Source organism: Pseudomonas extremorientalis (genome assembly GCF_024584605.1).
GTDB lineage: Bacteria > Pseudomonadota > Gammaproteobacteria > Pseudomonadales > Pseudomonadaceae > Aquipseudomonas > Aquipseudomonas extremorientalis.
The window spans coordinates 1,128,620-1,154,577 of the sequence record NZ_CP089519.1 but is presented as its reverse complement, the minus strand read 5'-3'; the positions used below and the strand labels follow the sequence as shown (position 1 = coordinate 1,154,577).

Here is a 25,958-nt window from a genome sequence, read left to right as displayed (position 1 = left end):
CTGTCGACTCACAGGTGAAAGGATGCCCAGGGATTTTCTGCAAAGCGGTGTGCCGCAAGCGCATACCACTACTCGCCAGCGGCTGACCAGTCTGCTGGACCTGCCCAAGCTCTATCGAACCATAGACGCCGACCCGGCCATCGTCGGGGCCGCAGTGGTGCATATCGGCAGTGATTATCAGGTGACGGTACTGCGTGAGTTTGTGCCGCTGTGCAGTATCAGGCCCAAGCGCGTGATGTTGCGGGAAATGGCGGGGCCGATCAGGGCGGCAGAAGAATATGCGCAGCTGGCGGCAAGTTCGCCGCGTGAGTCGCAGGTGTGGAAAGAAGCATCGGGAGTCGTGAGTTCCTGCGGCGGGGCTGTAATAGGCATCATAATTGCGAAGGCAGGAATCGCGGCGGCACCGTTCAGCGCAGGTACCAGTCTTGCTTTGTCCTACGTTGCTTTGGCCGGCACGGCTGCAAGCGGCGTGCAATGCCTCAACAGTCTATGGCGGACCTACAATGAGTTCGTCAACCCCGCCGAGAACGACTACTACGACTCGTTAGGTTGGTACCAGACAATGACCGTCGCTCTAGACGGAATCTCACTCGTCGGTGCGGGAAGCACTACGTTTGCCACGGTAAAAACGATTATGGCGATCAAACATTCGACGGGGCGCGAAGTCACTGATGTCTTGAGGCATATGAGTCGTCAGGAACGCGCAAAGCTAACCACCGAAGTATTACGCCTGAAAAACCCTCGTCACCCCAGTGCAATGGTTCGCCTGAAACAGTTGTCTGGGCAGTTGCCCAGACGCTTCAGCAATTCCCAGATACGCCTAAGCATCATGACTCAGATCCAAGACCAAATCGGCGCCACTTTGGCTGTCGCGGGCAGCACTCTATCCGGAAACGTCAATCACGTGATCGTTGCACTCTACGAGGAGTTCGACAGCCATGAAATATAGCGTCGACCCCTTCCGGGAGTATTTAATTTGGCGACGTTATGCGTACCGTTTTTTACCGGTATGGGGTGGCGCCTTACTGCTTTGCTTGAATACGATTGCCGGCAACATGGCGCATAGCCTCTCGTACTACGCAGCGCTCTATCACCTATCGACCGAGTATTCTTTCGGAACCGGCGTAGCACTCTGCTTGATCTTCTACGTGGGCCAAGCGATGTTGTGGGAAGGATCCCGTCATGCATTTCGAGTACTTGTAACTGTGATCATCGCGAATATCTTGCTCTCGATCGCCTATCTGGGCAGCCACGCTGTGACATTGCTCAACCTATTGCCGCTATTCTCGGCTCTGCTTTACATCTTGGTTCTCAACTCAAAAAAACATCGCCGTTTTACCAGCATCTTGAGAGTGAAACGCCGTCGCAAAGTGAGGGCCAACGCACGCCGCCAATAGCCGACCTCAACCTCCCGACAACTCCCGCACAATCACCGTGCACGTAATCCCCGCCGCCAACAACACCCCCTGCGGCACTTCATCGATATGAATCCGCACCGGCACCCGCTGGGCCAGGCGCACCCAGTTGAAGGTCGGGTTCACATCGGCAATCAGCTCGCGGCTCTCGGGGTTGTCGCGGTCGTAGATGCCGCGGGAGATACTTTCTACGTGGCCCTTGAGGGTCTCACCGCTCATCAACTGCATATCGGCTTTGTCACCGACCTTCACATGGGGCAGTTTGGTTTCTTCGAAGAAGCCGTAGACCCAGAACGAATTCATATCCACCACCGCCATCTTGGCTTCGCCGATGCGTGCGTAGTCGCCTCGGTGCACGTTGAGGTTGGTGACATAGCCGTCCACCGCCGCCAGCACCCGGGTGCGTTTCAGGTTGAGTTCGGCGGCTTCCAGTTGCGCCAACGCATGCTGGTAATCGGCCAAGGCGGAGTCGGCGATGTTGCTGGCGTCGTCACGGTTTTCTTTCGAAATCACCAGCGCATCCAGGTCCGCCCGGCGATGAGCGTTGACCTTGCGCATTTCCCAAGTGGCTTTGCGCGACGCGACCAGCGATTGCGCCTGCTTGACCGCAATGCGGTAGTGCTCGGGATCGATCTGCATCAACAGATCGCCCTTTTTCACCAGTTGGTTGTCACGCACCGGCACGTCGACCACTTCGCCGGTGACGTCGGCCGCCACGTTGATGATGTCGGCGCGCACACGGCCGTCGCGGGTCCACGGGGTTTCCATGTAATGCACCCACAACGTGCGGCCAATCCAGATGGCCAAGGCCAGTACCAGCAAGGTCGCGAGCAGGCTGAAAAACTTTTTCATCGGGGCATTCTCAACGGTAGACGCTCAGCGCCAGGGCGCCGAACAGGCAGACGAACAGGCTCAGGCGCAGCAACGCCGGGTGCCAGAAAAAACGGTACAGGTCGAACCCGGCCAGGAAGCGATCCACACCCCAGGCCAGCCCCGCCGCGATCAGGAACATCAGGGTCATGGTCGGCATATAGATGCCGTGGAAGGCGATTTCACGGGGCATGCGCAGTTCCTTTAAAGGCAGCGAGTGGCGATTGCGGGTCGAGCAATGAAGTGCGGATAAAGTGCAGGTAGCTTTTCACCCGGCGCAGGGCCGACGTGTCGAAGTGCGGGGCGAAGGGTTCGTCGGTAGCCTGTACGCGGCTGATCGCATGGTCGACGGCGATGAGGCCGCGCTCCAGGTTGCTCGCGCTGGGTTGCAGGAACAGCCGCACCAGCGAGCGGCCCATCACGCGGATCGCCTGGCGCCACGGCTGGGACTCGGCGTATGCCGGGTGCACCGGCAGAATCGCCTGTTCCTTGCGCAGCTCAATGATCGCGTGACCGACTTCCAGCACCACGAACATCCAGCGCAGCAGGTCGCGCTGCACTTGCGGCTGGCCGACGGCGAGGCCGTAGGCCTGGTGCAGCAGGTCGCGGGTGCGGCTTTCAAAACTCGAGGCCAGGCCCTTGAGCTTGCCGCTGATCGCATACACCACCTGTTCGCGCAGGTCCTGCTCCAGGCGGCGCCACAACCAGCGGCTGTTGGGCGGCAGGATGATCGCCCCCGCCGCCGCGCACACCAGCATGCCGATGACCATGGCGATGTAGTCGTTGATAAAGGTGTAGGGGTTGTAGACCGTGAGGTTATCCGGCACCGAACCGGTGCTGAAGAAGATCAACAGGCCTACCCCGACACCCGCGTATTGCGGACGTGAAGCGAGAAACGCGCCGAAGATGATCACCGGCGCAAGCATCACGCACAGCAGCGGGAAACCGTCGATCCAGGGGAACACGAAGAACATTTCGACAAAGCCCACCACCGCACCGATCAACGTGCCGCAGGCCATCTGGAACGCCATGCGCTTCGGGTTCGGCGTGGCGGCGGACAGGCCCACGGTGGCGGCGGCGATCAGGGTCATGGTCGCACCGCTGGGCCAGGCGGTGGCGACCCAATAACTGCCGAGCACAACCAAGATAAACGACGCGCGAATCCCCGAGGCGGCGCAAGCCAACCAGTTGGTTTTCGGGATAAAGGTTTCGTCCCACTGCTCGCGCGCATGGCTGTGATCGGCCAGGGACGCGTGGGTTTGCGCGTAGTTGTGCAGGTCGTCGACGAAGCGGTAGAGCAGCTCGTAGGCGGTGTGGAAATCCAATTGTTCGGCTTCGGCGGGGTCGCCTTTCTGGAAGGCGGTGCGCAGGCTACGGACCTTGGCGGGCAAGCCGTCCTTGTAGGCGCTCAGTTGATTGACCAGGCGCGACGCGTCGGGGCTGGTGAGCGCACGGCCAGAAAAACCATCGAGCACTTCGGCCAGGTCTTGCAGGCCGGGTTTGATGGCCGCGACAACATGGTCGGCGGCATCGCTGCGCAGGCGCTCGAGCAACTGGTGCAAGGCATTGAAGCGCGTGGTAAGGCTCATGAACTCGCTGTTGAGGCGACTGAGCCGACCATTGCGCCGGCGCATGTGCGGGTCTTCAAACACCGTGACACTGCGCAGCCCTTCCAGGCCCACGGCTTCGGCGATGAAGCGCACGTTGCTGGCCTCGAACCCTTCACGCTGGCTGCGCCCGCGCAGGCCATCGGTGACGAACAGCGCGAACACCCCAAAGCGCTGGTACAAGGCATTGCGCATGGCGGCGCTGGAGGTTTGCGGCAGGATCGCGGCGCTGACCAGCGTGGCGCACAGAATCCCCAGGGAGATTTCCAGCACCCGCCACACCGCTGCCATGAAAGCACCGTCCGGATGCGCCAGCGCAGGCAGGCCGACCATCGCCGCCGTGTAGCCGGCCAGCACGAAACCATAGGCGCGAAAGTTACGATTGCGCGTGGCACCAGCGGTGCACATGCCCACCCAGATCGCCAAGGCACCAAGGAACAACTCGGTGTTCTGCGCAAACAAGGCGATCAGCAGCACCATCACCGCCGACCCCGCCAGAGTGCCGAGGAAGCGATAGAAGCTCTTGGCGAACACCTGGCCGCTTTGCGGTTGCATCACGATAAACACGGTGATCATCGCCGTGCGCGGTTGCGGCAACTCCAGGCGCATGGCCAACCACAGTGTGAGGAACGCGGCGGCCAGCACCTTGAAGATATACACCCAGGTCACGCCGTCGCTGCGTACCCAGTCGAAAAAACCACGGCGCCACTCAAGGGCATGCAGCCAGCGCAGCGGTGCAGGCAAGGGAGTCATCAAATCCTACTCAGTGATCGAACACGGCCAGTGCCGTCGGGGTCTTGCTCGGGAGGGTCTTGGCGTCTTGCGGTACGTCGCTGCCAGCACCGAGGCCGCCGCCCAGGGCGGTGACCAGTTCGGCGTGGGCACTCAGGCGGGCGGCCTGCACCTGTTGCTGCACCTGTTGCTGGCGGAACAGCAACGTCTGCGCATTCAGCACATTGAGGTAGTCGGTGAGGCCGCGCTGGTAGGCGATCATCGCGATGTCGTAGGTTTTCTGCGCCGAGGCCACCGACTGCGCGGCGAAGGACGCTTGTTTGTCCATGGACTCGCGACGGATCAACTGATCGCTGATGCCTTTGAGCGCGTTGACCAGCGTCTGGTTGTACTTGGCGACCGCGATGTCATAACCGGCGCTGGCTTCACCCAATTGCGCACGCAGGCGCCCGCCGTCGAAGATTGGCAAGGTGATCGCCGGACCGACGTTGTAGTTGAATTTCTTGCCCGCCAGGAACTCCAGCATGCCGCCACCGGTGGCCATGTAGCCGAGGCTGCCGACCAGGTCCACGTTGGGATAAAAACCGGCGTGGGCCACGTCGATGCCACGGGCCTGGGCCGCGACCTGCCAACGACTGGCGACCACATCCGGACGCTGGCCGAGCAACTGCGCCGGCAGGCTCGATGGCAACTTCAAGGGTGCGGCGAGGGACAGGCTCGGGCGCTGCAGTTGCGCACCCGCCCCTGGACCTTTGCCTGCCAGAGCCGCCAGCTGGTTGCGGCTCAGGGCGATGTCTTCGTCCAGGGCATCCAGTTGACGATGGGTTTCAGGAAGCGGGGTTTCGGCCTGGCTGACGTCGAAGTGGGTGCCGATCCCCGCGTCCAGGCGTTTGTTGGCCAGGTCGAGAATCTGCTGCTGTTGTGCCAGCGTGGCCGCGACGATATCGCGGTTGGCGTACTGCAACGACAGCTGGATATAGGCGCGCACCACGTTGTTCTGCAATTCGAGCTGAGCCTGGCGCGCCTCGGCGGCGCTCATGTGGGCCAAGTCGACGGCACGTTCGCTGGCATTGCTTTCACGGCCCCACAGGTCGAGGGCGTAGCTCAGGCCCAGGGACGCATTGTTGTCCCAGGTGTTGGCACCGCTCAGCTCACCGGGACCATAGAACTGATCCTTCGGCCAGTTGTGACGCTTGAGGGTCGTGTCGCTATTGATCTGCAACGACTCGGCCGACTCGGCAACCCCGGCCATCGCCCGTGCTTCACGCACCCGTGCAGCGGCCATGGCCATGCTTGGGCTGTTTTCGGTAGCGAGGGCGACCCAGCGGTTCAGTTGGGGATCGCCGTAGGCTTGCCACCAGTGTGCGGTGGGCCAGTGGGCGTCTTGCGCGGCGCTCTGGATGGCGTCGTCGGTAGCCAGGTTATTGGCGTTGAGGGACTGGCCTTGAGGGGCTACTCCTCCGGTTCCGATGCAGCCGCTGATTGCGAACGATAAAGCCCAAACACTGAGAGTCTTGAGCTCTCTGCTGATGCGACGCGGCACTGCTGTGAATTCCTGAGAGGGTGTTGCGGGGAGAGGTGGCGCAATTCTAGGCGGCGGCTTGGCGGACGATAAGCTGGCATTCCTGTGAATCTTTGTTACCGTTCAGGCGATAATCCGAGCTGGCGCCAAGGATGTAGGGCTATTTATCCCGGCACAGGGACATTCTCCCTACAGCGCGGTGCGCTGCCAGCAAGCACACTAACGAGCATTCCACCCTCTGGAGTGCCCGAATGTTTTCAGTCCTCAACGCACGCCCTTTCGAAGCAGCCATATCCGCCCCTGCACAACAGACCGCTGACGTTCTGCGCAGGCAGCTACACCTCTCGCCAGCACCACTGCAACCCGGTATGCGCCCCCTGGAGCGTGATGTGTGCTGGATTGCGGACAGAGTCCTGGAAAAGCTGGTCCCGCTCGCAGACTATCATCGCGATCGAGCGTCAATAGAGGCGCTTCACCACAAGCTGTCCAGCCGAGAGCCGAGCCTTGAGGTGTCGGTAGAGGCATTACCGGACTTTTACGCGTTTTTCAAAAAGGCCGAACACCTGCTTCGCCGGCACCGCACCTCCAGGGACCCGGACATCGAGGCCGACTATGCACTGTGTCGCGCCCTCAAATGGCAGTTCCGGGCAGCCGTCAGTGCTGGCAAACATCTGCGCCTGACGCAAAAGTTATTACCGGCACTCGCCTATGTCCGCAATGGCGGCGAACGCAGCAACCACCGTCATATCGGCTACAACGTTGCATTGGAACCAACGCAACAGACGCGTGCCGGGCCGCAGCTGGCAGCCGACTCCCGCCTGAAGGTCTGCGCCGACCAGCGCATCAGAAGCACGCGCACCATCAGCCTGCAGGCACAGTTGAAGTCATCGATCGAGAAGCAGTTCCAGACCCACAGCCAACTCGGTATCGGCTATGTTTCGGCTCGCGAATACGAAAACCTGGAACAGTACGCCGATGCGCGCAGCCATTCCGTTCGCACCTCGCTAAGCGAGAGTATCCGTCGCACTGCGAAGAACCTGCCCAGCTTGTTGCGTGATAGCTACAACCTGCAGAAACACTTGGCCTACTCAGCGCTGAGCCAACCCTATGTCAGGGCGGCATTGGCCGACGCAGGCCTGACCGATGTTGAGCTGCCCAGCGTGAGAAACACGTCCCAACCGGTGATCACCGAACGCGGCTTCGCGTTGACGGCCCATAACAAGTCGACGGTGAATGTCTTCAGTGCTCTGCAGGTGAAAACCACGATAAAGCCAACCCTGCAACGCACTCACCGACACATCACCCTGGATATCCTGAGCCTGTATGAAACAGCGCCGGAGTTGGCGCATCGTCGCCTGGCCTCGCACAAGCACTACAACGACGACCCTCTGGCACTGTTGGCCGACATGAAAAACCACATAGACGCCACCAGCAAACAATTCACCCGGCAGGTCTGCACACCCGTGCCAGCGTCCGAGCTGAACGCCACCCGCCACGCCAGCAACAAACAGGCCCAATCATTGCTGGAGCGCTATGTGCTGCTCAAGGCACAGTCGCGCATCGATAGGCCGCTGGAGAATGAAATGTACACGCTGATCCAGCGTCACCCTGCTCAGCTGCGCCCCGATGCGCTGAAAGTCTACAAGCTGACCGCCATCGCCCAGATACAGAGTTTCTCTGCCGGGGTAGCGGCCTCGTCACAGGGCGGGGCGGGCAAAGGCGTGACCATTGAAGTCAGCCAACGCAAGCTCGATGACCCGCACCTGAGCGGTGATTACCTGACAATCGATATTGCCCCTTCAGAATCCCGGCAAGTCGTCAAGGAAATGCTGGACCAAGCACTTGATACCATTGGCGAGCAGACATTCGGCTGGGGACACCTGGTCCGCTCGATCAGCGAATCGCTGCCTGATCCCGCCAGACCGTGGTCCACCCAAGTGCTGGTAAAGATAAAGCACGGCCAACCGGTGGTGCTCTATACCCGTCATACGGAGGACAAAGACCGCAATCTGGTACTGCCGCAACAGGTTGAACAGTTCAGCGGCATCGAGGCGCAGTCGTTGCGCACCCGGCAAACCTTGCACAAAGACCGGTTAGGCAGCGACTCACTGGATCATCTGCTGCCAATCGCCCTCCGCTACCTGGAAAACCCCGATGAGAAGCCGGGCTGGGACGATTACGTAGAGCGGCACGCCGATGACTTTCATGCATTGCTCGACACCCTGGGCCGGCAGGCCCACGGTACGTCGCTGACCGCGGAGATTGACGCACTCAAACGCATCAGCCCGGTACTCGCCCGGGCCGCCGAAACCCTGATACAGCGCGCCCACGCCGCCCTCGACGTGCCTACCGGTGAAAACCGCGCCCGCGCGCAGGCGGCATTCAATCACTTGCTACAGGAATACATGCCGCACTATAGGGCGAAAGTCAGTGAGGCCTGGACGTTGTCCTGACTCTTCGCCACCCATGTCGGGAGGGGACAGCGCCCAGCGGATACACACCTGCGCGCAACTTCATGTCACAATTTGGCATCTCCCTTGAGAACACTCCATGGACACTTTGCAAAACATGCGCGCCTTCAGTTGCGTGGCCGAAGCCGGCAGCTTCACCGCCGCCGCCGTGCAACTGGATACCACCACTGCCAATGTGTCGCGCGCGGTCTCCAACCTTGAGGCCCATCTGCAAACCCGCTTGTTGAACCGCACCACTCGGCGCATTGCACTGACCGAGGCGGGTAAACGTTACCTGTTGCGCTGCGAACAGATCCTGGCCTATGTCGAAGAAGCCGAAGCCGAGGCCAGTGACGCCCATGCGCGCCCCGCCGGGCAATTGAAAGTGCACACCATGACCGGCATCGGCCAGCATTTCGTCATCGACGCCATCGCTCGCTATCGCCGCACCCATCCGGACGTGACCTTCGACCTGACCCTGGCCAACCGTGTGCCGGACCTGCTCGACGAAGGCTATGACGTGTCCATCGTGCTGGCCAGCGAACTGCCGGACTCGGGCTTCGTGTCCCAGCGCCTGGGCATCACCTACAGCATCGCCTGTGCCTCGCCGGATTACGTCAAGGCCAAGGGCTGCGCCCATCGCCCCAATGACCTGCTCAACCATGCCTGCCTGCGCCTGGTCAGCCCGGTGATCCAGCTCGACAAGTGGACCTTCAACGGCCCCGAAGGCCAGGAAAGCGTGGCAATCAATACCTCGCCGTTCCTGGTGAACTCGGCCGACGCGATGAAAACCGCGATCACCAGCGGCATGGGCATTGGTCTGTTGCCGGTGTACGCGGCCATCGAGGGCCTGCGCAACGGCACCCTGGTGCGGGTCATGCCCAACTACCGTTCCCAGGAGTTGAACCTGTACGCCATCTATCCCTCGCGCCAATACCTGGATGCGAAAATCAAGACCTGGGTGGAATACCTGCGCGGCTCGCTGCCGGAGATTCTGGCGGCGCACCAGGCGGAACTGGTGGCGTATGAATTGAGTGGCAGCCTCAGCGGTGCGCGCCTGGCGAACTGATCTCTCCCAGGTGATATAGATCAAATGTGGGAGGGGGCTTGAACCCGATAGCGGTGCGTCAGTCAGCACATCATAGTGACTGAAACACCGCTCTCGGGGGCAAGCCCCCCGTTCCGATCACAAACCTGAGCAGACGCTCTTATCAATTCTCCCTTGATAACATGCCCTCTGATAACGCCACTCCACCGATCGGAACTGTTAACTTTCACAGTAGGCACACCTGACAGACAGCGATATTTAGTGTTCAACGTCAGCTATCAAGCTGATGTTGCTAATTACTGAATGGAGCCAACCCATGCCTACACAGTCCTCCAACAACCTGCTACCCCTGCTGGTGATAGAACGGGCAACCACCAACAACACTCTACCTCCCATGCTGGTGCAACAAGGTACCAACGCCGTTGTCACGTACCCCATGACACCCGAGCACCTCATCACCTTGCAGTGGATCGTCATCGACGGTGAAGGGCGCTACGACTTTACCGCTCAAGGCAGCGATAGCGGTCAGGTAGCCATTTTCATCCCGCCCTCAGTCATTGGCTTCAGTATCGGCTTGACGGTGCATATTATTTGCACCATTACATTGCAGGGGCAGCCTGTGCAGGAGGGGACACTTGATCTGACAGTCGAAGTCATCAGCTTGACGGATATGCCCCGGCCCGAACTACTTGATGTTGTGCAACAGGACGGTTCACCTTGGTTGGACATGCGCAGATTCTGGGGCAATGCCAGAGGAACGTTGAAGCTACCCCCTTTCATCGAGGCGGGAAATAGACTCTGGCTAGAGTACGTCGGCGAAGAACATTTGAACCCAAAAAGGTTGTACTGTGTTTTTGAGAACTACACGTTAACCGATAAAGATATTGAGAAGGGTTCTTTAGACTTCGAAGTCTCTCGAAATTGGCTCATTGACAACAGTGATTATTCATCTGTCACGGGCGCCGCAAAAGTGATCTATAGCAACGCTGAAGCGCTGCCCCCGTTGGACCCCTCTACCTCAGCACTACCCGCGAATGGGCAAGAATTTCATAGAAACACCAACAATCTGCGTCTGGGTAATCCTGACCTGAAACTGAATCCACCTTCAGTACGTCAAGCCAGTGGAAAGTTCTTGAATCCTCTTCATGCGCAGCAGGGAGCCACCATACGCATAGCGTACGAGATGCTCCCGACAGATCTTATATGTGCCGAGTGGATAGGCACAAACGATGAAATAGGATCGCCAGACCTTGACTGCATAAACGGCAACGACACTGGTATTTTGGAGGTTCACGTTCCTCCCTCTGCTGTCCGCGCCAACTTCGACAATATGGTCGCCGTTCGATACATCGTTCATCGAGACGGGAAAAAATGGAACTCCACCGACTTTGACTTGACTATTCTGCCTCTTACCGACTTACCCAGCCCAAATCTTGTTGGGTCCGAGGAGGGCGTTTTTGATCCAAGCGCCGGCAGTTGTGGAGCAACCGTACATGTCAAGATCTGGCCGTTTGCATTTGTCGGTCAACCCATCTGGGTTAATCTACATGAACAAGGTCAAGCACTGTACTGGCTGCGCTATGGAACACCTTTGACACCCCAAGAAAAAGACCAAAAGTTCATTGAGTGCTATGTACCTCCTGCGTACCTGAGCACACTGTCCGAGGGAAAATTGCTGCAGATTACGTGTAAAGCAAATTTCGATAATCAAATCGATGAAAGCACCAGCCTGCCATTTCCGACACAAGAGGTGTTAAGCAAACAAGCATACAAGGTCACTCAGAAAATTCGATTGGTCGGCTCACCCTGGGAGGTAACCGCCTCTCCTGACAACAAATGGTTATTTGTCGGAAAGTGGTATAAAGGCGGGCTGGATATTATCAATACCGACACTCAAGGGGTTGTCGCCAACCTTCCAACGGGAAATACACGCATGATCACCTTTAATCGCTCAGGCGAGTTGGCTTACGTCTGCGGCGAATCAGGGCTACATCTTGTAGACGTGCCGACTCACTCCATTATCAAGAAAATCACTACAAATCCGACGTTTGACTCAGCAGTGACGCCTGATGGGAAATACCTGTACGCCACTAACTTCGATAACCACAATGTGTACATCTTTAAAACCAGTGACTACACGCTCCACCATACGATTCCAGGCTTCAAACGTTCCAGAGGGATTGCAATCGAACCGAGCGGTGCCCGTGCATTTGTAGCAAACCTAGGCGCTAACACGGTGTCAGTGGTTGACTTAGCCACAAACGCTATTGCTCATACCCTTGAACATGGATTTTCGCAACCTAATGGTCTTGCTCTCAGCCCAGACGGATCGACATTATATGTTGCCAACTTCCTGTCGGCCTCATTAACCGTCATAAACACTCTAACGCTCAGTCTTATTACAGAAGTTTCCTGCTTCAAGAACCTGTATACCGTGATCGTGAGCTCAGACGGTAAAAAGGTGTACGCCTCTGACCCGGGTGAAGGCAAACTGGTCGTTATCGATGCGCAGTCAAATCGAGTCATTGGAAAAGCCGGCGGCTTTTCCAAACCCTATGGACTTGCCTTGTTGCCAGACCAATCAACGCTGTACCTGGCAGATACAGATCAACTCACGCGCATCAAACTCCCGACTTAAGAGTCGCCCCTTGAGAGCGCCCTCTAAAATCCGGGCATGGTGGTCGCAAGACAATCATGGCTTGGCGAGAGCACCGCGGAGAAGGGGCGCTGCCTTTTGGATGCGCCCTGATCTTTCAAATTCCAGCGCTTGCTCGACTGGCACGCCAACACGTCCTCCAATTGCATCGGCCAGCATTTCGTCATCGACACCATCGCTCGCTATCGCCGTACTGGATTACGTCAAGACTAAAGGTTGCGCACAGCGCCCACAGGATTTGCTCAACCATGCCTGCCTACACCTGGTCAGCCCGGTGATCCAGCTCGACAAGTGGACCTTCAACGGCCCCGAAGGCCAGGAAAGCGTGGCGATCAATACCTCGCCGTTCCTGGTGAATTCGGCCGACGCGATGAAAACCGCGATCACCAGCGGCATGGGCATTGGTCTGTTGCCGGTGTACGCGGCCATCGAGGGCCTGCGCAACGGCACCCTGGTGCGGGTCATGCCCAACTACCGTTCCCAGGAATTGAACCTGTACGCCATCTATCCCTCGCGCCAATACCTGGATGCGAAAATCAAGACCTGGGTGGAATACCTGCGCGGCTCGCTGCCGGAGATTCTGGCGGCGCACCAGGCGGAACTGGTGGCGTATGAATTGAGTGGCAGCCTCAGCGGTGCGCGCCTGGCGAACTGATCTCTCCCAGGTGATATAGATCAAATGTGGGAGGGAGCTTGCTCCCGATAGCGGTGCGTCAGTCACCAGATGTGTTGACCGGTCCACTGCCATCGGGGGCAAGCCCCCTCCCACACTTGGTCCGGTGCTCACTTGGATACATGTGACGTCCTGACAACTGTCGGCAGGAATGTTAGCGTGCTTGGCATTCTCCCGTAGTCGATGAGCCCGCCTGCAATGAAAAAGACTGTCCTCGCCTTCAGCCGCGTCACCCCGGCAATGATCGAACGCCTGCAACAGGATTTCGAGGTGATCGCGCCCAACCCCAAGCTGGGTGACATCAACGCTCAATTCAATGAAGCCCTGCCCCACGCCCACGGCCTGATCGGTGTGGGCCGCAAGCTGGGGCGCGAGCAGTTGCAAGGCGCAAGCAAGCTGGAAGTGGTGTCCAGCGTGTCGGTGGGTTACGACAACTACGACGTGGCGTACTTCAACGAGCGCGGAATCATGCTCACCAACACCCCGGATGTACTCACCGAAAGCACCGCCGACCTGGCCTTCGCCCTGCTGATGAGCAGCGCTCGCCGGGTGGCCGAGCTGGACGCCTGGACCAAGGCCGGCCAGTGGAAAGCCAGTGTCGGTGCGCCGTTGTTCGGTTGCGATGTGCACGGCAAGACCCTGGGCATCGTCGGCATGGGCAATATCGGCGCGGCCGTGGCCCGGCGTGGACGCCTGGGCTTCAACATGCCGATCCTGTACAGCGGCAACAGCCGCAAGCCGGTGCTGGAGCAGGAGTTGGGCGCACAGTTGCGCAGCCTGGACGCGCTGCTGGCCGAGGCGGATTTCGTGTGCCTGGTGGTGCCGTTGAGCGACAAGACCCGGCACCTGATCAGCACCCGCGAGTTGGGGCTGATGAAGTCCAGCGCGATCCTGATCAATATTTCCCGCGGCCCGGTGGTAGACGAACCGGCGCTGATCGAAGCCCTGCAAAGCCAGCGTATCCGTGGCGCCGGCCTGGATGTGTATGAGCAAGAGCCACTGGCCGAATCGCCGCTGTTCCAACTGAGCAATGCCGTGACGCTGCCGCACATCGGCTCGGCCACCCATGAAACCCGCGAAGCCATGGCCAACCGTGCCCTGGACAACCTGCGCAGCGCCCTGCTGGGCCAGCGTCCGCAGGACCTGGTGAACCCGCAGGTGTGGAAGGAATGATTTTAGCGGCCCATGCCCCTAAAGCATGGGCCGCTCAAGTCGATAACCTTCCATAGATCGTCATCCCTGATCCACAGAAGGTTTTTATGCCCACCACCAAAGCCCGCGCAGACTCACTCTCGCTTCTGCTCTTTACCTTGCGCAGCGGCAAGCTGATGGCGATCAACCTGCTGAAAGTCAGCGAAATCATCCCGTGCCCGCCGCTGACCAAGCTGCCGGAGTCCCACCCGCATGTGAAAGGCATCGCCACTCTGCGCGGCAACTCGCTGGCGGTGATCGACCTGAGCCGCGCCCTCGGCGAAATGCCCCTGGCAGACCCGGACGGTGGCTGCCTGATCGTCACCGACGTGAGCCGCTCCAAACAGGGGTTGCATGTGCAGGCGGTGAGCAAGATCGTGCATTGCCTGACCACCGACATCCGTCCGCCGCCCTACGGCTCCGGCGGTAACCGTGCGTTTATCACCGGGGTGACCCAGGTGGAAGGCGGCCTGGTGCAGGTGCTGGATATCGAAAAAGTCATCCATGGCATCGCACCGGCGCCAATCGAAGCGGCGCCCACCGACTTGACCATGGAAGAGGCCGAAGTGCTGGGCAATGCGCGCATCCTGGTGGTGGACGACAGCCAGGTCGCGCTGCAGCAATCGGTACACACCCTGCGCAACCTCGGCCTCACTTGCCATACCGCACGCAGCGCCAAGGAAGCCATCGATGTGCTGCTGGAGCTGCAAGGCACAGTTGAGCAGATCAATGTGGTGGTGTCGGACATCGAGATGTCGGAAATGGACGGCTACGCCCTCACCCGCACCCTGCGCGAAACCCCGGACTTCCAGCACCTCTATATCTTGCTGCACACCTCCCTGGACAGCGCGATGAACAGCGAAAAAGCCCGGCTGGCCGGCGCCGATGCGGTGCTCACCAAGTTCTCTTCGCCCGAGTTGACCAAGTGCCTGGTAGTGGCCGCTCAAACCGTGGCGCAAAAAGGCCTGTGAGCGAATACTTCCAACTGCTGCGCCGCGACCTCGCCGGCAGCCTGCCTGCCCCGCTGTGGCCCGCGGATACACAGTTGGATCATTATCGTGACGAGCTTGCACCAGCGATTCATGCGGTATTGCGCATGACCCAGGACCAGGGCGGCGGCCGCGTTCCCCACCTGGAAACCTGGCAGCGCCAATTCACCACCGACGCCGAGTTCGACCCCACTCTGTGCCTGGTGGCGAGCAACCACGAAGGCATTCTCGCCGTCGCGCAATGCTGGACCAGCGCATTCATCAAGAACCTCTCCGTTCACCCTTGCGCCCAGGGCCAGGGGCTGGGCCGCGCCTTGTTGCTGCACAGCTTCCAGGTGTTCAAGCAGCGCGGCGAGCCCTATGTGGACCTCAAGGTATTGGAAAGCAACCTGCGCGCTCGGCAGTTGTATGAGAGCGCAGGCATGAGATTTGTCCTACGCGATGTAGTGACAGAGGACTGACAGGCACTGGCGTGCAACTTGCTTCCACAGAGACAAAACGGTGAACAGAGGTAAAAACCCGTCACCGTTCTTGCGTGCCCTCTGACCTAGCCTGGTGACAGATCTGCCATGAACACTCAATTTTCCTGCGTAGGTTGCGGCAAATGCTGCTCCGATCATCACGTCCCCCTGACCCTCGAAGAAGCCCGCCAGTGGGCGGCCGACGGCGGCAGCGTCATCGTCCTGGTGGAAGGTTTCCTCGGTAATGGCCTGGGCCTGCCCCTGCAACAACGCGAACATGCCGAACGCCGTTCGGTGGTCGTGCCCAGCGGCAACACCGAGGCGTTTGTAGCAATCACCTTTGCCGCCTACAACGCCGGCCCCTGCCGGAATCTTGACGAGGACAACCGCTGCCGTATCTATGAGCGTCGCCCGCTGGTGTGCCGCATCTACCCGATGGAGATCAATCCGCATATCCCGTTGAACCCCGCCGCCAAGGATTGCCCACCGGAGTCCTGGGAACAGGGGCCGGAACTGATCGTGGGCGGCCAGCTGATGGACCCTGAACTGGCGCAGTTGATCCAGCGCTCACGTCAGGCCGACCGTGATGATGTGCAGACCAAAGAAGCGGTGTGCGCCTTGCTCGGCATTCGCACTACAGCGCTCAAGGGGGATGGGTTTACCGCTTACCTGCCGGACATGGGCGCGTTTGCCCAAGCGATCGAGTTGGCGGTGGGTCAGCCGTCCGTGGCCAATGAATGGGTGTTCCATGTGTCGGGGATGGACATCGCCGAGCAAGTGCTGGATGCCGGGGCGCAGATTGCCACCGAAGTGCCGGCCAACTATGCGTTTATCTCGTTACGCGCGGCCTAGACCAGAACTCCCGCGCCAACTGCCGTAGATCCTCCGCCAGTGCGGCCACATCGCTTGAACTGAGCTGGCTCTGCTGCCCAGCACTGACGGTGGCCTCCCCGGCATCACGGATGCCGACGATGTTGCGATTGATGTCCTCGCTCACCGTGCTCTGCTCCTCCACGGCGGTCGCAATCTGCTGGCTCATGGCGGTGATTTGCGTGACGCGCTGGCTGATGCCATCCAGTGCGGCGGCGGCCCGCTGCGCCTGTTTGACGCTGGCGTCGACATGCTCGCCACTGTGCGCCATGGCCTGCACCGCGTCCCGTGCGCCGCCTTGCAGGGTGCTGATCATGCGCTGGATTTCATCGGTCGATTGCTGAGTGCGCTGGGCCAGGCCGCGCACTTCATCGGCCACCACCGCGAACCCGCGCCCCTGCTCACCGGCCCGCGCCGCTTCGATAGCCGCGTTCAGGGCCAGCAGGTTGGTCTGCTCGGCAATCGTGCGGATCACTTCCAGCACGCTGCTGATTTCACCGCTGTGGTTTTCCAACTGGTGGATAACCTCCGTGGCCCGCGCCAGCTCCTGGGACAAGCGCAACACCGCATCACGACTTTCATCCACACGCAGGTGACCTTCACGGGTTTCGTTGCCGGCCTGGTCGGCCGCCTTGGACGCCTGCAGGGCATGGTTGGCCATTTCGGCCACGCTGGCGGCCATCTGGTGAATGGCTGCCGCCACCTGGTCGGTCCGGGTCTGCTGGCCCAGGCTGCTGGCGTGACTGTTGTCGAGGTGCTGCACCAACCGTGCAGCGTGGCCGGAGAGGCGCTGGGAGGCATCGTCTATACGCCCTACCACTGCGCCGACCTGGGCTTCGAGCATGTGCAGGGCGAACTCGATCTGCCCGCACTCGTCGCGGCGCCCGGTGTAGATCGCCTGGCTCAGCGGGTTGTCGGCCACCCGGCGCGCGCGCTTTTGCAGTTCAGCCAAGGGCCGCAACATCAGCCGCACGCCAGCCGCCCCCAACGCACACCCCGCCACCAACGCCAGTAACTGCCAGACCAGCGCGTAACCCGTCAGGCCCAAGCCCAAGACCCAGGTCACCGCGCAAGTGGCGATGACCCATGCCGACAGTTTCACGCCCATGCCAACGACCGGCCAGGACAGCCGCTTGCCCGCTCGCAAGCGCGCATACATCCGCTCCGCCACCGCGATCATGCGCGCATCCGGCTTGATACGCACCGATTGATACTCCACGGTCGCGCCCTCTCGGGTCACCGGCGTGGCATACGCGCTGACCCAATAGTGGTCACCGTTTTTGCAGCGGTTTTTCACCATGCCCATCCACGACCGGCCACTCTTGAGGGTTTGCCACATATGGGCGAATGCCTCGGCCGGCATGTCCGGATGCCGCAGGACGTTGTGCGGCGCACCCAACAGTTCGTCACGGCTGTAGCCGCTGATATCAATGAAGTCCTGGTTGGCGTAGGTAATCGCGCTGGTCAGGTCGGTGGTCGAAAGGATGTTGGCGTCGGGGGCAAAGTCCACATTCCGACCGGTGACCGGCAGATTGATCTTCATGGAGAAGCGCGCTCGTGATTGTTGGGGGAGTCGGCAGGGCGTCGACTCTAAGCGCACCGAGGGGGCAAATACTGATCCAGCTCATGTTCCGCGCAATTAATTAGCCATCACGGCCGGTCCAGATGATAAGGCGCGACGATCCGCTGGTATTCGCCATTGTGCTTGAGCTGTTCAAGCGCACGATTCAGCTCGACACGCAGCGCCGTGTCGGTATTGCGCAGCGCAATCGCAACACCATTGCCTAACAGCTCAGCACAAACGGCGGGCCCCAGAAAGTCGAAATCCTGGCCGGCAGCCGTGTCGAGCAGGGCCTCGCGAATTTCCACAGTGCCCTGCAGGGTCGCATCGATATCGCCTGCCACCAGGCTGCGGACCAGCTCGTCGTTGAGCCAGAAACTCTTGATAATCACGCCTTCGCGCGCCCATTGCGAACGAACAAAGGCTTCGCGATTACTGCCCAGCAATACGCCCACTCGCTTGCCCTTGAGCGACCTTGGTGTCGGCATCAGGCCCGAGCTTCGACGGGCGACAAGGCGCGTGGTAAAGGGGTAGAGGTTGTCGGTGAAACTGACCCAACGCCGGCGCAGGGGTGTAGGGGCAATGCCCATGATTGCATCGAATTGCCGCGCTTCAAGACGTCCGAAGTTTTCGACCAGCACCTGGTCGACCCAGGTACAGCGAACATTCAACTGCTGGCAAAGGGCGTTGCCCAACTCGATATTCAAGCCGACCAACTGCCCTTGCGGGTTGCGGCTCTGGAAGGGGGGAAATTGTGCGGCAACGGCGAAGCGGATTTCGCGTCGAGGTTGATCAAGGCCTGCAACGGCATCCACCGCAAGCAACAGGACAAACGCTACACAGAGGTGTATCAGGGCCACAGGAAACGTCCTTTTCCGGAAAGAGCGCCCTCCGCTGCTCCCTGTGGAAAAACCAGGGGTGCAGCGGAAGCTGTGCAAGCTTTCAAGAAATGGTCGCGGGCCTACAAGAAGAAATAGCGACTGGAGCTGTAGGCAACATCCCGCAAATATTACAGTGGATTAATCTTAACGTTTACCCATGGAACGGCGGGTGCCCGGTGGCGCCATGCCCGGGGTCTTGGTGTGGCCATTCTTGGCACCGTTCTTGTACCAGGGCTGGGCGGCATTCTTGGCCCCGACCAGCTCACCCGGCTTGAAGGGGAATTTGAACGCCGGGATCTCGGCTTTTTCAACGCCTTCGGCGCTGGCCGGATCGACGAGGTCGGCCGCTTCAACAGGGGGTTGTGTCGGGGAAGTCATGGAAGCTCCGGAGCGTGCAAGAAATGACGCGGGGCCGGCTTGCGGGCCACGCTGGCGCGCAGTATACCTGCCCGCCTCGGATCTTTAACCACCACCTGTACGAATGGTCTGCCTTTACTGACAGCGCCGTCAGTTAGCAGTCACCTTGCTGACCGGGTTGGCAGGCTATAAAGGCCTCACACACTTCCAATCCTTTGCCCTGGCGCCTCACCCCATGCACATTCAACGCAAAACCGCCCTGATCGTGGCTGTCCTCGTAGTGTTGGCTGTTGCAGCCTGGACCTTGACCCGTCCAGCCAAAGCCAGACTGGCGGCGCCCACGGCGATTCCGGTGCGGGTGGTGAGCGTGGCGCAACAGGATGTTCCGCGTTTTGTCAGCGGGATCGGTTCGGTGCTGTCACTGCACAGCGTGGTGATTCGCCCGCAGGTGGACGGCATCCTCACTAAATTGCTGGTCAAGGAAGGCCAACGGGTCAAGGCCGGCGACCTGCTGGCGACCATCGATGACCGCTCGATCCGCGCCAACCTCGACCAGGCCAAGGCGCAACTGGGCGAAAGCCAGGCGCAGTTGCAGGTGGCGCTGGTCAACCTCAAGCGCTACAAGGCATTGAGCGTCGATGACGGCGTGTCCAAGCAGACCTATGACCAGCAACAAGCATTGGTCAACCAGCTCAAGGCCACCGCCCAGGGCAACCAGGCCGCCATCGATTCGGCCCAGGTGCAACTTTCCTACACCCAGATTCGCTCACCGGTCAGCGGCCGCGTGGGTATTCGCACCGTGGATGAAGGCAACTTCCTGCGCACAGCCGATACCCAGGGCCTGTTTTCCGTGACCCAGATCGACCCGATTGCCGTCGAGTTCTCCCTGCCGCAACAGATGTTGCCCACCCTGCAAGGCCTGATCGCGGCGCCCACCCCGGCCAGCGTCGACGCCTACCTGGGCGCCGATACCGACGGCCAGACCGGCGATTTGCTCGGCGAAGGCCATTTGAGCCTGATCGACAACCAGATCAGCTCCACCACCGGCACCCTGCGCGCCAAGGCCGAGTTCAACAACGCTTCACAGCGCCTGTGGCCGGGGCAACTGGTGACCATCAAGATCCAGACCGCCCTCGACAAAAACGCCTTGGTCGTTCCACCGACCGTGGTGCAGCGCGGCCTGGATTCGCACTTCGTGTACCGGGTCAACGGCGACAAGGTCGAGGTGGTGCCGGTGCAGGTGACGTACCAGGACAGCGACCTCAATATCATCAAGGGCGTGCAGGCCGGGGATGTGCTGGTCAGTGACGGCCAGTCGCGGCTCAAGGCCGGCGCGCAGGTTGAGGTACTCAAGGACCCGCCGCAGGTCATCCAGACCGTCGATGCCAAGGTGCAGCCATGAGCCGTTCGCCGTCAGCCTGGTGTGTCGACCACCCGGTCGCCACCCTGCTGCTGACCTTCGCCCTGGTGCTGCTCGGGCTGATTGCCTTCCCGCGCCTGGCCATCGCCCCACTGCCTGAAGCGGAGTTTCCGACCATCCAGGTGACCGCCACCCTGCCCGGCGCCAGCCCGGACACCATGGCCTCGTCCGTGGCCACGCCATTGGAGGTGCAATTCAGCGCCATCCCCGGCATGACCCAGATGACCTCCAGCAGTGCCTTGGGCTCCAGCCTGCTGACCCTGCAATTCACCCTGGACAAGAGCATCGACACCGCCGCCCAGGAAGTGCAGGCGGCGATCAACACCGCGTCCGGCAAGCTGCCCAGCGATATGCCGAGCCTGCCGACATGGAAAAAGGTCAACCCGGCGGACAGCCCGGTACTGATCCTCAGCGTCAGTTCCAACAGCATGCCCAGCACCGAGCTGAGCGACTACGTGGAAACCCTGTTGGCCCGACAGATCAGCCAGATTGACGGCGTTGGCCAGATCAACATCACCGGCCAGCAACGCCCGGCGATCCGCGTGCAGGCGTCGCCGGACAAACTCGCCGCCATCGGCCTGACCCTCGCCGATATCCGCCTGGCTATCCAGCAATCGAGCCTCAACCTGGCCAAGGGCGCGATCTACGGCGAGAACAGCGTGTCGACCCTGTCGACCAACGACCAGTTGTTCCACCCGGAGGACTACGCGCAGTTGATCGTGTCCTACAAGGACGGCGCACCGGTTCAACTGCGCGATATCGCCAAAGTCATCAATGGCTCGGAAAACGCCTACGTGCAGGCCTGGTCCGGCGACACGCCTGGGGTCAACCTGGTGATTTCGCGCCAGCCGGGCGCAAACATCGTCGAGACCGTCGACCGTATCCAGGCCGAGCTGCCGCGCCTGCAAGCCATGCTGCCGGCGTCGGTGCAGGTCAGCGTGTTGACCGACCGCACCAAGACCATCCGCGCCTCCTTGCACGAAGTGGAAGTCACCTTGCTGATCGCCATCCTGCTGGTGGTGGCGGTGATGGCGCTGTTCCTGCGCCAGTTGTCGGCGACGCTGATTGTGTCCAGTGTGCTGGGCGTGTCGCTGGTCGCCAGTTTTGCGCTGATGTACCTGATGGGCTTCAGCCTGAACAACCTCACACTGGTGGCAATCGTGATTGCCGTGGGCTTTGTGGTGGACGATGCGATCGTGGTGGTGGAGAACATTCACCGTCATCTGGAGGCGGGCCTCGACAAGCGCGAAGCGGCGATCAAGGGCGCCGGTGAAATCGGCTTTACCGTGGTGTCCATCAGCTTCTCGCTGGTGGCGGCATTCATTCCGCTGCTGTTCATGGGCGGTGTGGTCGGACGGCTGTTCAAGGAATTCGCGCTGACAGCCACCTCGACCATCCTGATTTCGGTGGTGGTATCACTGACCCTGGCGCCGACCCTCGCCGCGCTGTTCATGCGCGCGCCCACCCATCACGCCCACGACAAACCAGGTTTCAGCGAGCGCCTGTTGGCCGGCTATGCGCGCAACCTGCGCCGCGCCCTGGCCCATCAACGCACCATGGCAGCGATCTTTGTGATAACCCTGGCCCTGGCCGTGGTCGGCTATGTGTTTATCCCCAAGGGTTTCTTCCCGGTGCAGGACACCGGCTTTGTACTCGGCACCAGCGAAGCGGCGGCCGACGTGTCGTACCCGGACATGGTCGCCAAGCACAAGGCCCTGGCCGAGATCGTCAAGGCCGACCCGGCGGTGCAAGCGTTCTCGCATTCAGTGGGGGTGACCGGCAGCAACCAGACCATTGCCAACGGGCGTTTCTGGATCGCCTTGAAGGATCGCGGTGATCGCGATGTGTCCGCCAGCCAGTTCATTGATCGCATCCGCCCGAAACTGGCCAAGGTGCCCGGCATCGTGCTGTACCTGCGTGCCGGTCAGGACATCAACTTGAGTTCCGGCCCCAGCCGCGCCCAGTACCAATACGTGCTCAAGAGTAATGACGGCGCGACGCTGAATACCTGGACCCAGCGCCTCACCGAAAAACTGCGCGCCAACCCGGCCTTTCGCGACCTGTCCAACGACCTGCAACTGGGCGGCAGCATCACCCACATCAGCATCGACCGTCAGGCCGCCGCACGCTTTGGCCTGACCGCCACCGATGTGGACCAGGCGCTGTACGACGCCTTCGGCCAACGCCAGATCAACGAGTTCCAGACCGAAATCAACCAGTACCAGGTGGTGCTGGAACTGGACACGCAACAACGCGGCAAGGCCGAAAGCCTGAACTATTTCTACCTGCGCTCGCCGCTGACCAACGAGATGGTGCCGCTGTCGGCGCTGGCCAAAGTCGATCCACCGACGGTGGGGCCGCTTTCCATCAGCCATGACGGCATGTTCCCGGCCGCCAACCTGTCGTTCAACCTGGCGCCGGGCGTGGCGCTGGGCGATGCGGTGATCATGCTCAACCAGGCCAAGAATGAAATCGGCATGCCAACTACCATCATCGGCAACTTCCAGGGCGCGGCCCAGGCGTTCCAGAGCTCCCTGGCCAGCCAACCGTGGCTGATCCTGGCGGCGCTGGTGGCGGTCTACATCATCCTCGGCGTGTTGTACGAGAGTTTCGTGCACCCGCTGACGATCATCTCGACCTTGCCATCCGCCGGGTTGGGCGCACTGATCATGCTGTCACTGATGGGCCAGGACTTTTCGATCATGGCCTTGATCGGCCTGGTGCTATTGATCGGTATCGTGAAGAAGAACGGCATCCTGATGATCGACTTCGCCCTTGACGCCCAACGCGTGCGCGGGCTGGCGCCTGAAGAAGCGATCTACGAAGCCTGCGTCACGCGGTTCCGGCCGATCATCATGACCACCCTCGCCGCCCTGCTCGGCGCGGTGCCGCTGATGCTCGGCGCCGGCCCCGGTGCGGAAATGCGCCAGCCGCTGGGGATCGCGGTGGTCGGCGGCTTGCTGGTGAGCCAGGCGCTGACGCTGTTCACCACGCCGGTCATATACTTGTACCTCGAGAAGTTTTTCCACCGGCCCATACCAACCCCTGCGTTGGCGACCACAGATTGAGGCCCGGCCCTGGAGCAAAAGACTCATGCGCGTCCTGATTATTGAAGATGAAGAGAAAACCGCGGACTACCTGCATCGCGGTCTGACCGAGCAAGGCTATACGGTCGATGTCGCCCGCGAAGGTGTCGAGGGTCTGCACCTGGCGCTGGAGAACGACTATGCGGTGATCGTGCTCGACGTGATGCTGCCCGGCCTCGATGGCTTCGGCGTGTTGCGCGCCTTGCGTGCACGCAAACAGACGCCGGTGATCATGCTGACCGCTCGTGAGCGCGTGGAAGACCGCATTCGCGGCCTGCGCGAAGGCGCCGACGATTACCTGGGCAAGCCGTTTTCCTTCCTGGAACTGGTGGCACGCCTGCAAGCCCTGACCCGCCGCAGCGGCGGGCACGAACCGGTGCAAGTCACCGTCGCCGACCTATGGATCGATCTGATCAGCCGCAAGGCCAGCCGCAACGGCCAGCGCCTGGACCTGACCGCCAAGGAGTTCTCGCTGCTCAGCGTATTGGCGCGACGCCAGGGCGAAATCCTTTCCAAGACGGCGATTGCGGAAATGGTCTGGGACATCAATTTCGACAGCGACGCCAATGTAGTGGAAGTCGCGATCAAGCGCCTGCGCGCCAAGCTCGACGGGCCGTTCGACACCAAGCTGCTGCACACCATCCGGGGCATGGGGTATGTGCTGGAGAGTCGCAATGTCGGCTAACTCCATTGCCTTGCGCCTGAGCGGCATGTTCAGCCTGGTGGCGTTGCTGATCTTCCTGTTGATTGGCGGCGCGCTCTATCAACAGGTGGACCGCAGCCTTGGGCTGCTGCCGGGCGCCGAGCTGGATGCGCGCTACAGCGTGCTCGAATCGTCGGTGAACCGCTTCGGTACGCCGGACCATTGGGTGAAGATCAAGGCCAAGCTCAAGCTGCTGGGTGAGGAAGACAAACGCATCCGCTTCTGGGTGGTGAGCAGCGACCCGAACTACGAGTATGGCAACCCCGATGCGCAGATCCGCGCCTTCGCCGAAGGGCGCACAGGCAAGCGCGACTTGCACCTGGCGGGCTACAAGCACCCGTTCAAGGTGTTGGTGAGTCAGTTCCCGGCCAAGGACCAGCGCCCGCCGCTGCGCTTCATGATCGCCATCGACACCGAGAACTTCCGCGCCACCCAGCATCATTTGCTGGTGGCATTGATCAGCCTGGCCCTGGTAGGGGTGGTGCTGGCGTCGTTGCTGGGGTTCTGGGTGGCGCGCATCGGCCTCAAACCGCTGGGCAAACTCTCGGACGAGGCGCAGAAACTCGCGCCACCGAAGCTCTCCGGGCGCCTGCAACTGTCGCCGTTGCCGCCGGAGTTGAGTCAGTTCGTCAACTCGTTCAACTCCACCCTGGACCGCGTCGAGCAAGCCTATTCGCGCCTGGAGTCGTTCAACGCCGATGTGGCCCATGAACTGCGTTCGCCGCTGACCAACCTGATCGGCCAGACCCAGGTGGCGCTGACCCGTGGGCGCTCGGCCGAGCATTATTTCGAAGTGCTGCAATCGAACCTCGAAGAGCTGGAGCGCCTGCGCTCGATCATCAACGACATGCTGTTCCTCGCCAGCGCCGACCAGGGCAGCAAGGCTACCAAGCTGATCGAAAGCTCCCTGGCTGACGAGGTGGCCACCACTCTCGACTACCTGGACTTCATTCTCGAAGACGCCCAGGTCCAGGTGCAGGTCCACGGGGATGCCGTGGTGCAGATCGAGAAGGCCCACCTGCGCCGCGCACTGATCAACCTGCTGAGCAATGCGGTGCAACACACCGCGCCCGGGCAGGTCATCGCAGTGAACATAGAGGTGCAGGAGCATCAGGTCTCGATTGGTGTGACCAACCCCGGCGAAGTGATTGCCAGCGAGCACCTGCCGCGTCTGTTCGAACGCTTTTATCGGGTGGACGCGTCGCGCAGCAACAGCGGGGCCAATCACGGGTTGGGCCTGGCTATCGTCAAGGCGATTGCGTTGATGCATGGCGGCGATGTGTTCGTGCGCAGTGACGGCGGTGGGAATACCTTTGGTATTAGCCTGCCGGTCTAGCACCATGACTGTTGCGATTTGGGCAACAGTCATTATCTTGTTACACTCTGTATCGCACCGCTCACCTGCGTTAATTTGACGCATCGATGAGCGCGACGGCAAAGACAGCTTTCCCGCTTACCCGCATTTC

20 protein-coding genes and 2 pseudogenes are annotated in these 25,958 nt (G+C 60.7%); 14 read left to right on the top strand and 8 right to left on the bottom strand.

Annotated features, from left to right (window positions below):
* Positions 1-22 precede the first annotated feature (22 nt).
* Both ssp4 and LUU92_RS05065 read left to right on the top strand, forming a co-directional pair.
* A complete protein-coding gene (gene ssp4, locus LUU92_RS05070) occupies positions 23-949 on the top strand; it encodes an Ssp4 family T6SS effector (RefSeq protein WP_257103244.1) in 927 nt (308 codons plus the stop codon).
* A complete protein-coding gene (locus tag LUU92_RS05065; RefSeq protein ID WP_257103243.1) occupies positions 939-1,397 on the top strand; it encodes a hypothetical protein in 459 nt (152 codons plus the stop codon). The genes ssp4 and LUU92_RS05065 overlap by 11 nt, the downstream gene beginning before the upstream one ends.
* Before the next feature lie 6 nt (positions 1,398-1,403).
* On the opposite strand, the gene LUU92_RS05060 is transcribed toward LUU92_RS05065, so the two are convergent.
* The 4 genes from LUU92_RS05060 to LUU92_RS05045 are packed head-to-tail and all read right to left on the bottom strand — an operon-like array spanning position 1,404 to position 6,167.
* Complete coding sequence (locus LUU92_RS05060; protein ID WP_071488551.1) at positions 1,404-2,267, bottom strand: efflux RND transporter periplasmic adaptor subunit; 864 nt, start codon at positions 2,265-2,267, stop codon at positions 1,404-1,406.
* A gap of 10 nt (positions 2,268-2,277) precedes the next feature.
* Positions 2,278-2,478 (bottom strand): DUF1656 domain-containing protein, encoded by a 201-nt coding sequence (locus tag LUU92_RS05055; RefSeq protein WP_071488550.1) that lies wholly within the window; start codon positions 2,476-2,478, stop codon positions 2,278-2,280.
* Complete coding sequence (locus LUU92_RS05050; protein ID WP_257103242.1) at positions 2,468-4,645, bottom strand: FUSC family protein; 2,178 nt, start codon at positions 4,643-4,645, stop codon at positions 2,468-2,470. Before LUU92_RS05050 ends, LUU92_RS05055 begins: the two co-directional genes overlap by 11 nt.
* 10 nt (positions 4,646-4,655) lie before the next feature.
* The gene (locus tag LUU92_RS05045) at positions 4,656-6,167 is read right to left on the bottom strand and encodes an efflux transporter outer membrane subunit (protein WP_071488548.1); all 1,512 of its coding nucleotides are present in this window, start codon (positions 6,165-6,167) and stop codon (positions 4,656-4,658) included.
* A 488-nt stretch (positions 6,168-6,655) separates the two neighbouring features.
* Between LUU92_RS05045 and LUU92_RS05040 the strand changes: the two genes are divergently transcribed.
* The 8 genes and pseudogenes from LUU92_RS05040 to LUU92_RS05005 all read left to right on the top strand — a co-directional run bounded on the left by LUU92_RS05040 (position 6,656) and on the right by LUU92_RS05005 (position 16,466).
* Positions 6,656-8,599, top strand: a complete 1,944-nt coding sequence (locus LUU92_RS05040) for a hypothetical protein (protein ID WP_257103241.1) — start codon at positions 6,656-6,658, stop codon at positions 8,597-8,599.
* A 97-nt stretch (positions 8,600-8,696) separates the two neighbouring features.
* Complete coding sequence (locus tag LUU92_RS05035) at positions 8,697-9,665, top strand: LysR family transcriptional regulator (RefSeq protein WP_058422937.1); 969 nt, start codon at positions 8,697-8,699, stop codon at positions 9,663-9,665.
* Positions 9,666-9,960: 295 nt separating this feature from the next.
* Positions 9,961-12,282: a YncE family protein gene (locus tag LUU92_RS05030; protein ID WP_071488546.1), complete on the top strand. Its 2,322-nt coding sequence runs from the start codon at positions 9,961-9,963 to the stop codon at positions 12,280-12,282.
* Between the two features lie 211 nt (positions 12,283-12,493).
* Positions 12,494-12,955: pseudogene (locus tag LUU92_RS05025) on the top strand (LysR substrate-binding domain-containing protein); the annotation flags it as partial.
* Between the two features lie 216 nt (positions 12,956-13,171).
* A complete protein-coding gene (locus LUU92_RS05020; RefSeq protein ID WP_071491201.1) occupies positions 13,172-14,146 on the top strand; it encodes a 2-hydroxyacid dehydrogenase in 975 nt (324 codons plus the stop codon).
* Between the two features lie 86 nt (positions 14,147-14,232).
* A complete protein-coding gene (locus LUU92_RS05015; RefSeq protein ID WP_257103240.1) occupies positions 14,233-15,135 on the top strand; it encodes a chemotaxis protein CheV in 903 nt (300 codons plus the stop codon).
* Positions 15,132-15,614 carry a GNAT family N-acetyltransferase gene (locus LUU92_RS05010; protein WP_257103239.1) on the top strand — a complete coding sequence of 161 codons (483 nt, stop codon included), beginning with the start codon at positions 15,132-15,134 and terminating at the stop codon, positions 15,612-15,614. Before LUU92_RS05015 ends, LUU92_RS05010 begins: the two co-directional genes overlap by 4 nt.
* Before the next feature lie 108 nt (positions 15,615-15,722).
* Complete coding sequence (locus tag LUU92_RS05005) at positions 15,723-16,466, top strand: YkgJ family cysteine cluster protein (RefSeq protein WP_071491198.1); 744 nt, start codon at positions 15,723-15,725, stop codon at positions 16,464-16,466.
* On the opposite strand, the gene LUU92_RS05000 is transcribed toward LUU92_RS05005, so the two are convergent.
* The 4 genes and pseudogenes from LUU92_RS05000 to LUU92_RS04990 all read right to left on the bottom strand — a co-directional run bounded on the left by LUU92_RS05000 (position 16,444) and on the right by LUU92_RS04990 (position 19,304).
* Positions 16,444-17,550, bottom strand: coding sequence for a methyl-accepting chemotaxis protein (locus LUU92_RS05000; protein ID WP_371322046.1), 1,107 nt, complete (start codon positions 17,548-17,550; stop codon positions 16,444-16,446). The two genes, LUU92_RS05005 and LUU92_RS05000, sit on opposite strands and share 23 nt — an antisense overlap.
* A gap of 195 nt (positions 17,551-17,745) precedes the next feature.
* A pseudogene (locus LUU92_RS29130) lies at positions 17,746-18,027 on the bottom strand (PAS domain-containing protein); the annotation flags it as partial.
* Between the two features lie 107 nt (positions 18,028-18,134).
* Positions 18,135-18,905: a transporter substrate-binding domain-containing protein gene (locus LUU92_RS04995; RefSeq protein WP_222541005.1), complete on the bottom strand. Its 771-nt coding sequence runs from the start codon at positions 18,903-18,905 to the stop codon at positions 18,135-18,137.
* A 165-nt stretch (positions 18,906-19,070) separates the two neighbouring features.
* Complete coding sequence (locus LUU92_RS04990) at positions 19,071-19,304, bottom strand: hypothetical protein (protein WP_071491195.1); 234 nt, start codon at positions 19,302-19,304, stop codon at positions 19,071-19,073.
* Positions 19,305-19,518: 214 nt separating this feature from the next.
* On the opposite strand from LUU92_RS04990, the gene LUU92_RS04985 reads away from it, so the two are divergent.
* The 4 genes from LUU92_RS04985 to LUU92_RS04970 are packed head-to-tail and all read left to right on the top strand — an operon-like array spanning position 19,519 to position 25,828.
* The gene (locus tag LUU92_RS04985) at positions 19,519-20,685 is read left to right on the top strand and encodes an efflux RND transporter periplasmic adaptor subunit (protein WP_071491194.1); all 1,167 of its coding nucleotides are present in this window, start codon (positions 19,519-19,521) and stop codon (positions 20,683-20,685) included.
* Positions 20,682-23,771 carry a multidrug efflux RND transporter permease subunit gene (locus LUU92_RS04980; RefSeq protein ID WP_071491193.1) on the top strand — a complete coding sequence of 1,030 codons (3,090 nt, stop codon included), beginning with the start codon at positions 20,682-20,684 and terminating at the stop codon, positions 23,769-23,771. Before LUU92_RS04985 ends, LUU92_RS04980 begins: the two co-directional genes overlap by 4 nt.
* 25 nt (positions 23,772-23,796) lie before the next feature.
* The gene (locus LUU92_RS04975) at positions 23,797-24,474 is read left to right on the top strand and encodes a heavy metal response regulator transcription factor (RefSeq protein ID WP_222541004.1); all 678 of its coding nucleotides are present in this window, start codon (positions 23,797-23,799) and stop codon (positions 24,472-24,474) included.
* Positions 24,464-25,828 (top strand): heavy metal sensor histidine kinase, encoded by a 1,365-nt coding sequence (locus LUU92_RS04970; protein WP_092240792.1) that lies wholly within the window; start codon positions 24,464-24,466, stop codon positions 25,826-25,828. Before LUU92_RS04975 ends, LUU92_RS04970 begins: the two co-directional genes overlap by 11 nt.
* Positions 25,829-25,958: the final 130 nt, after the last annotated feature.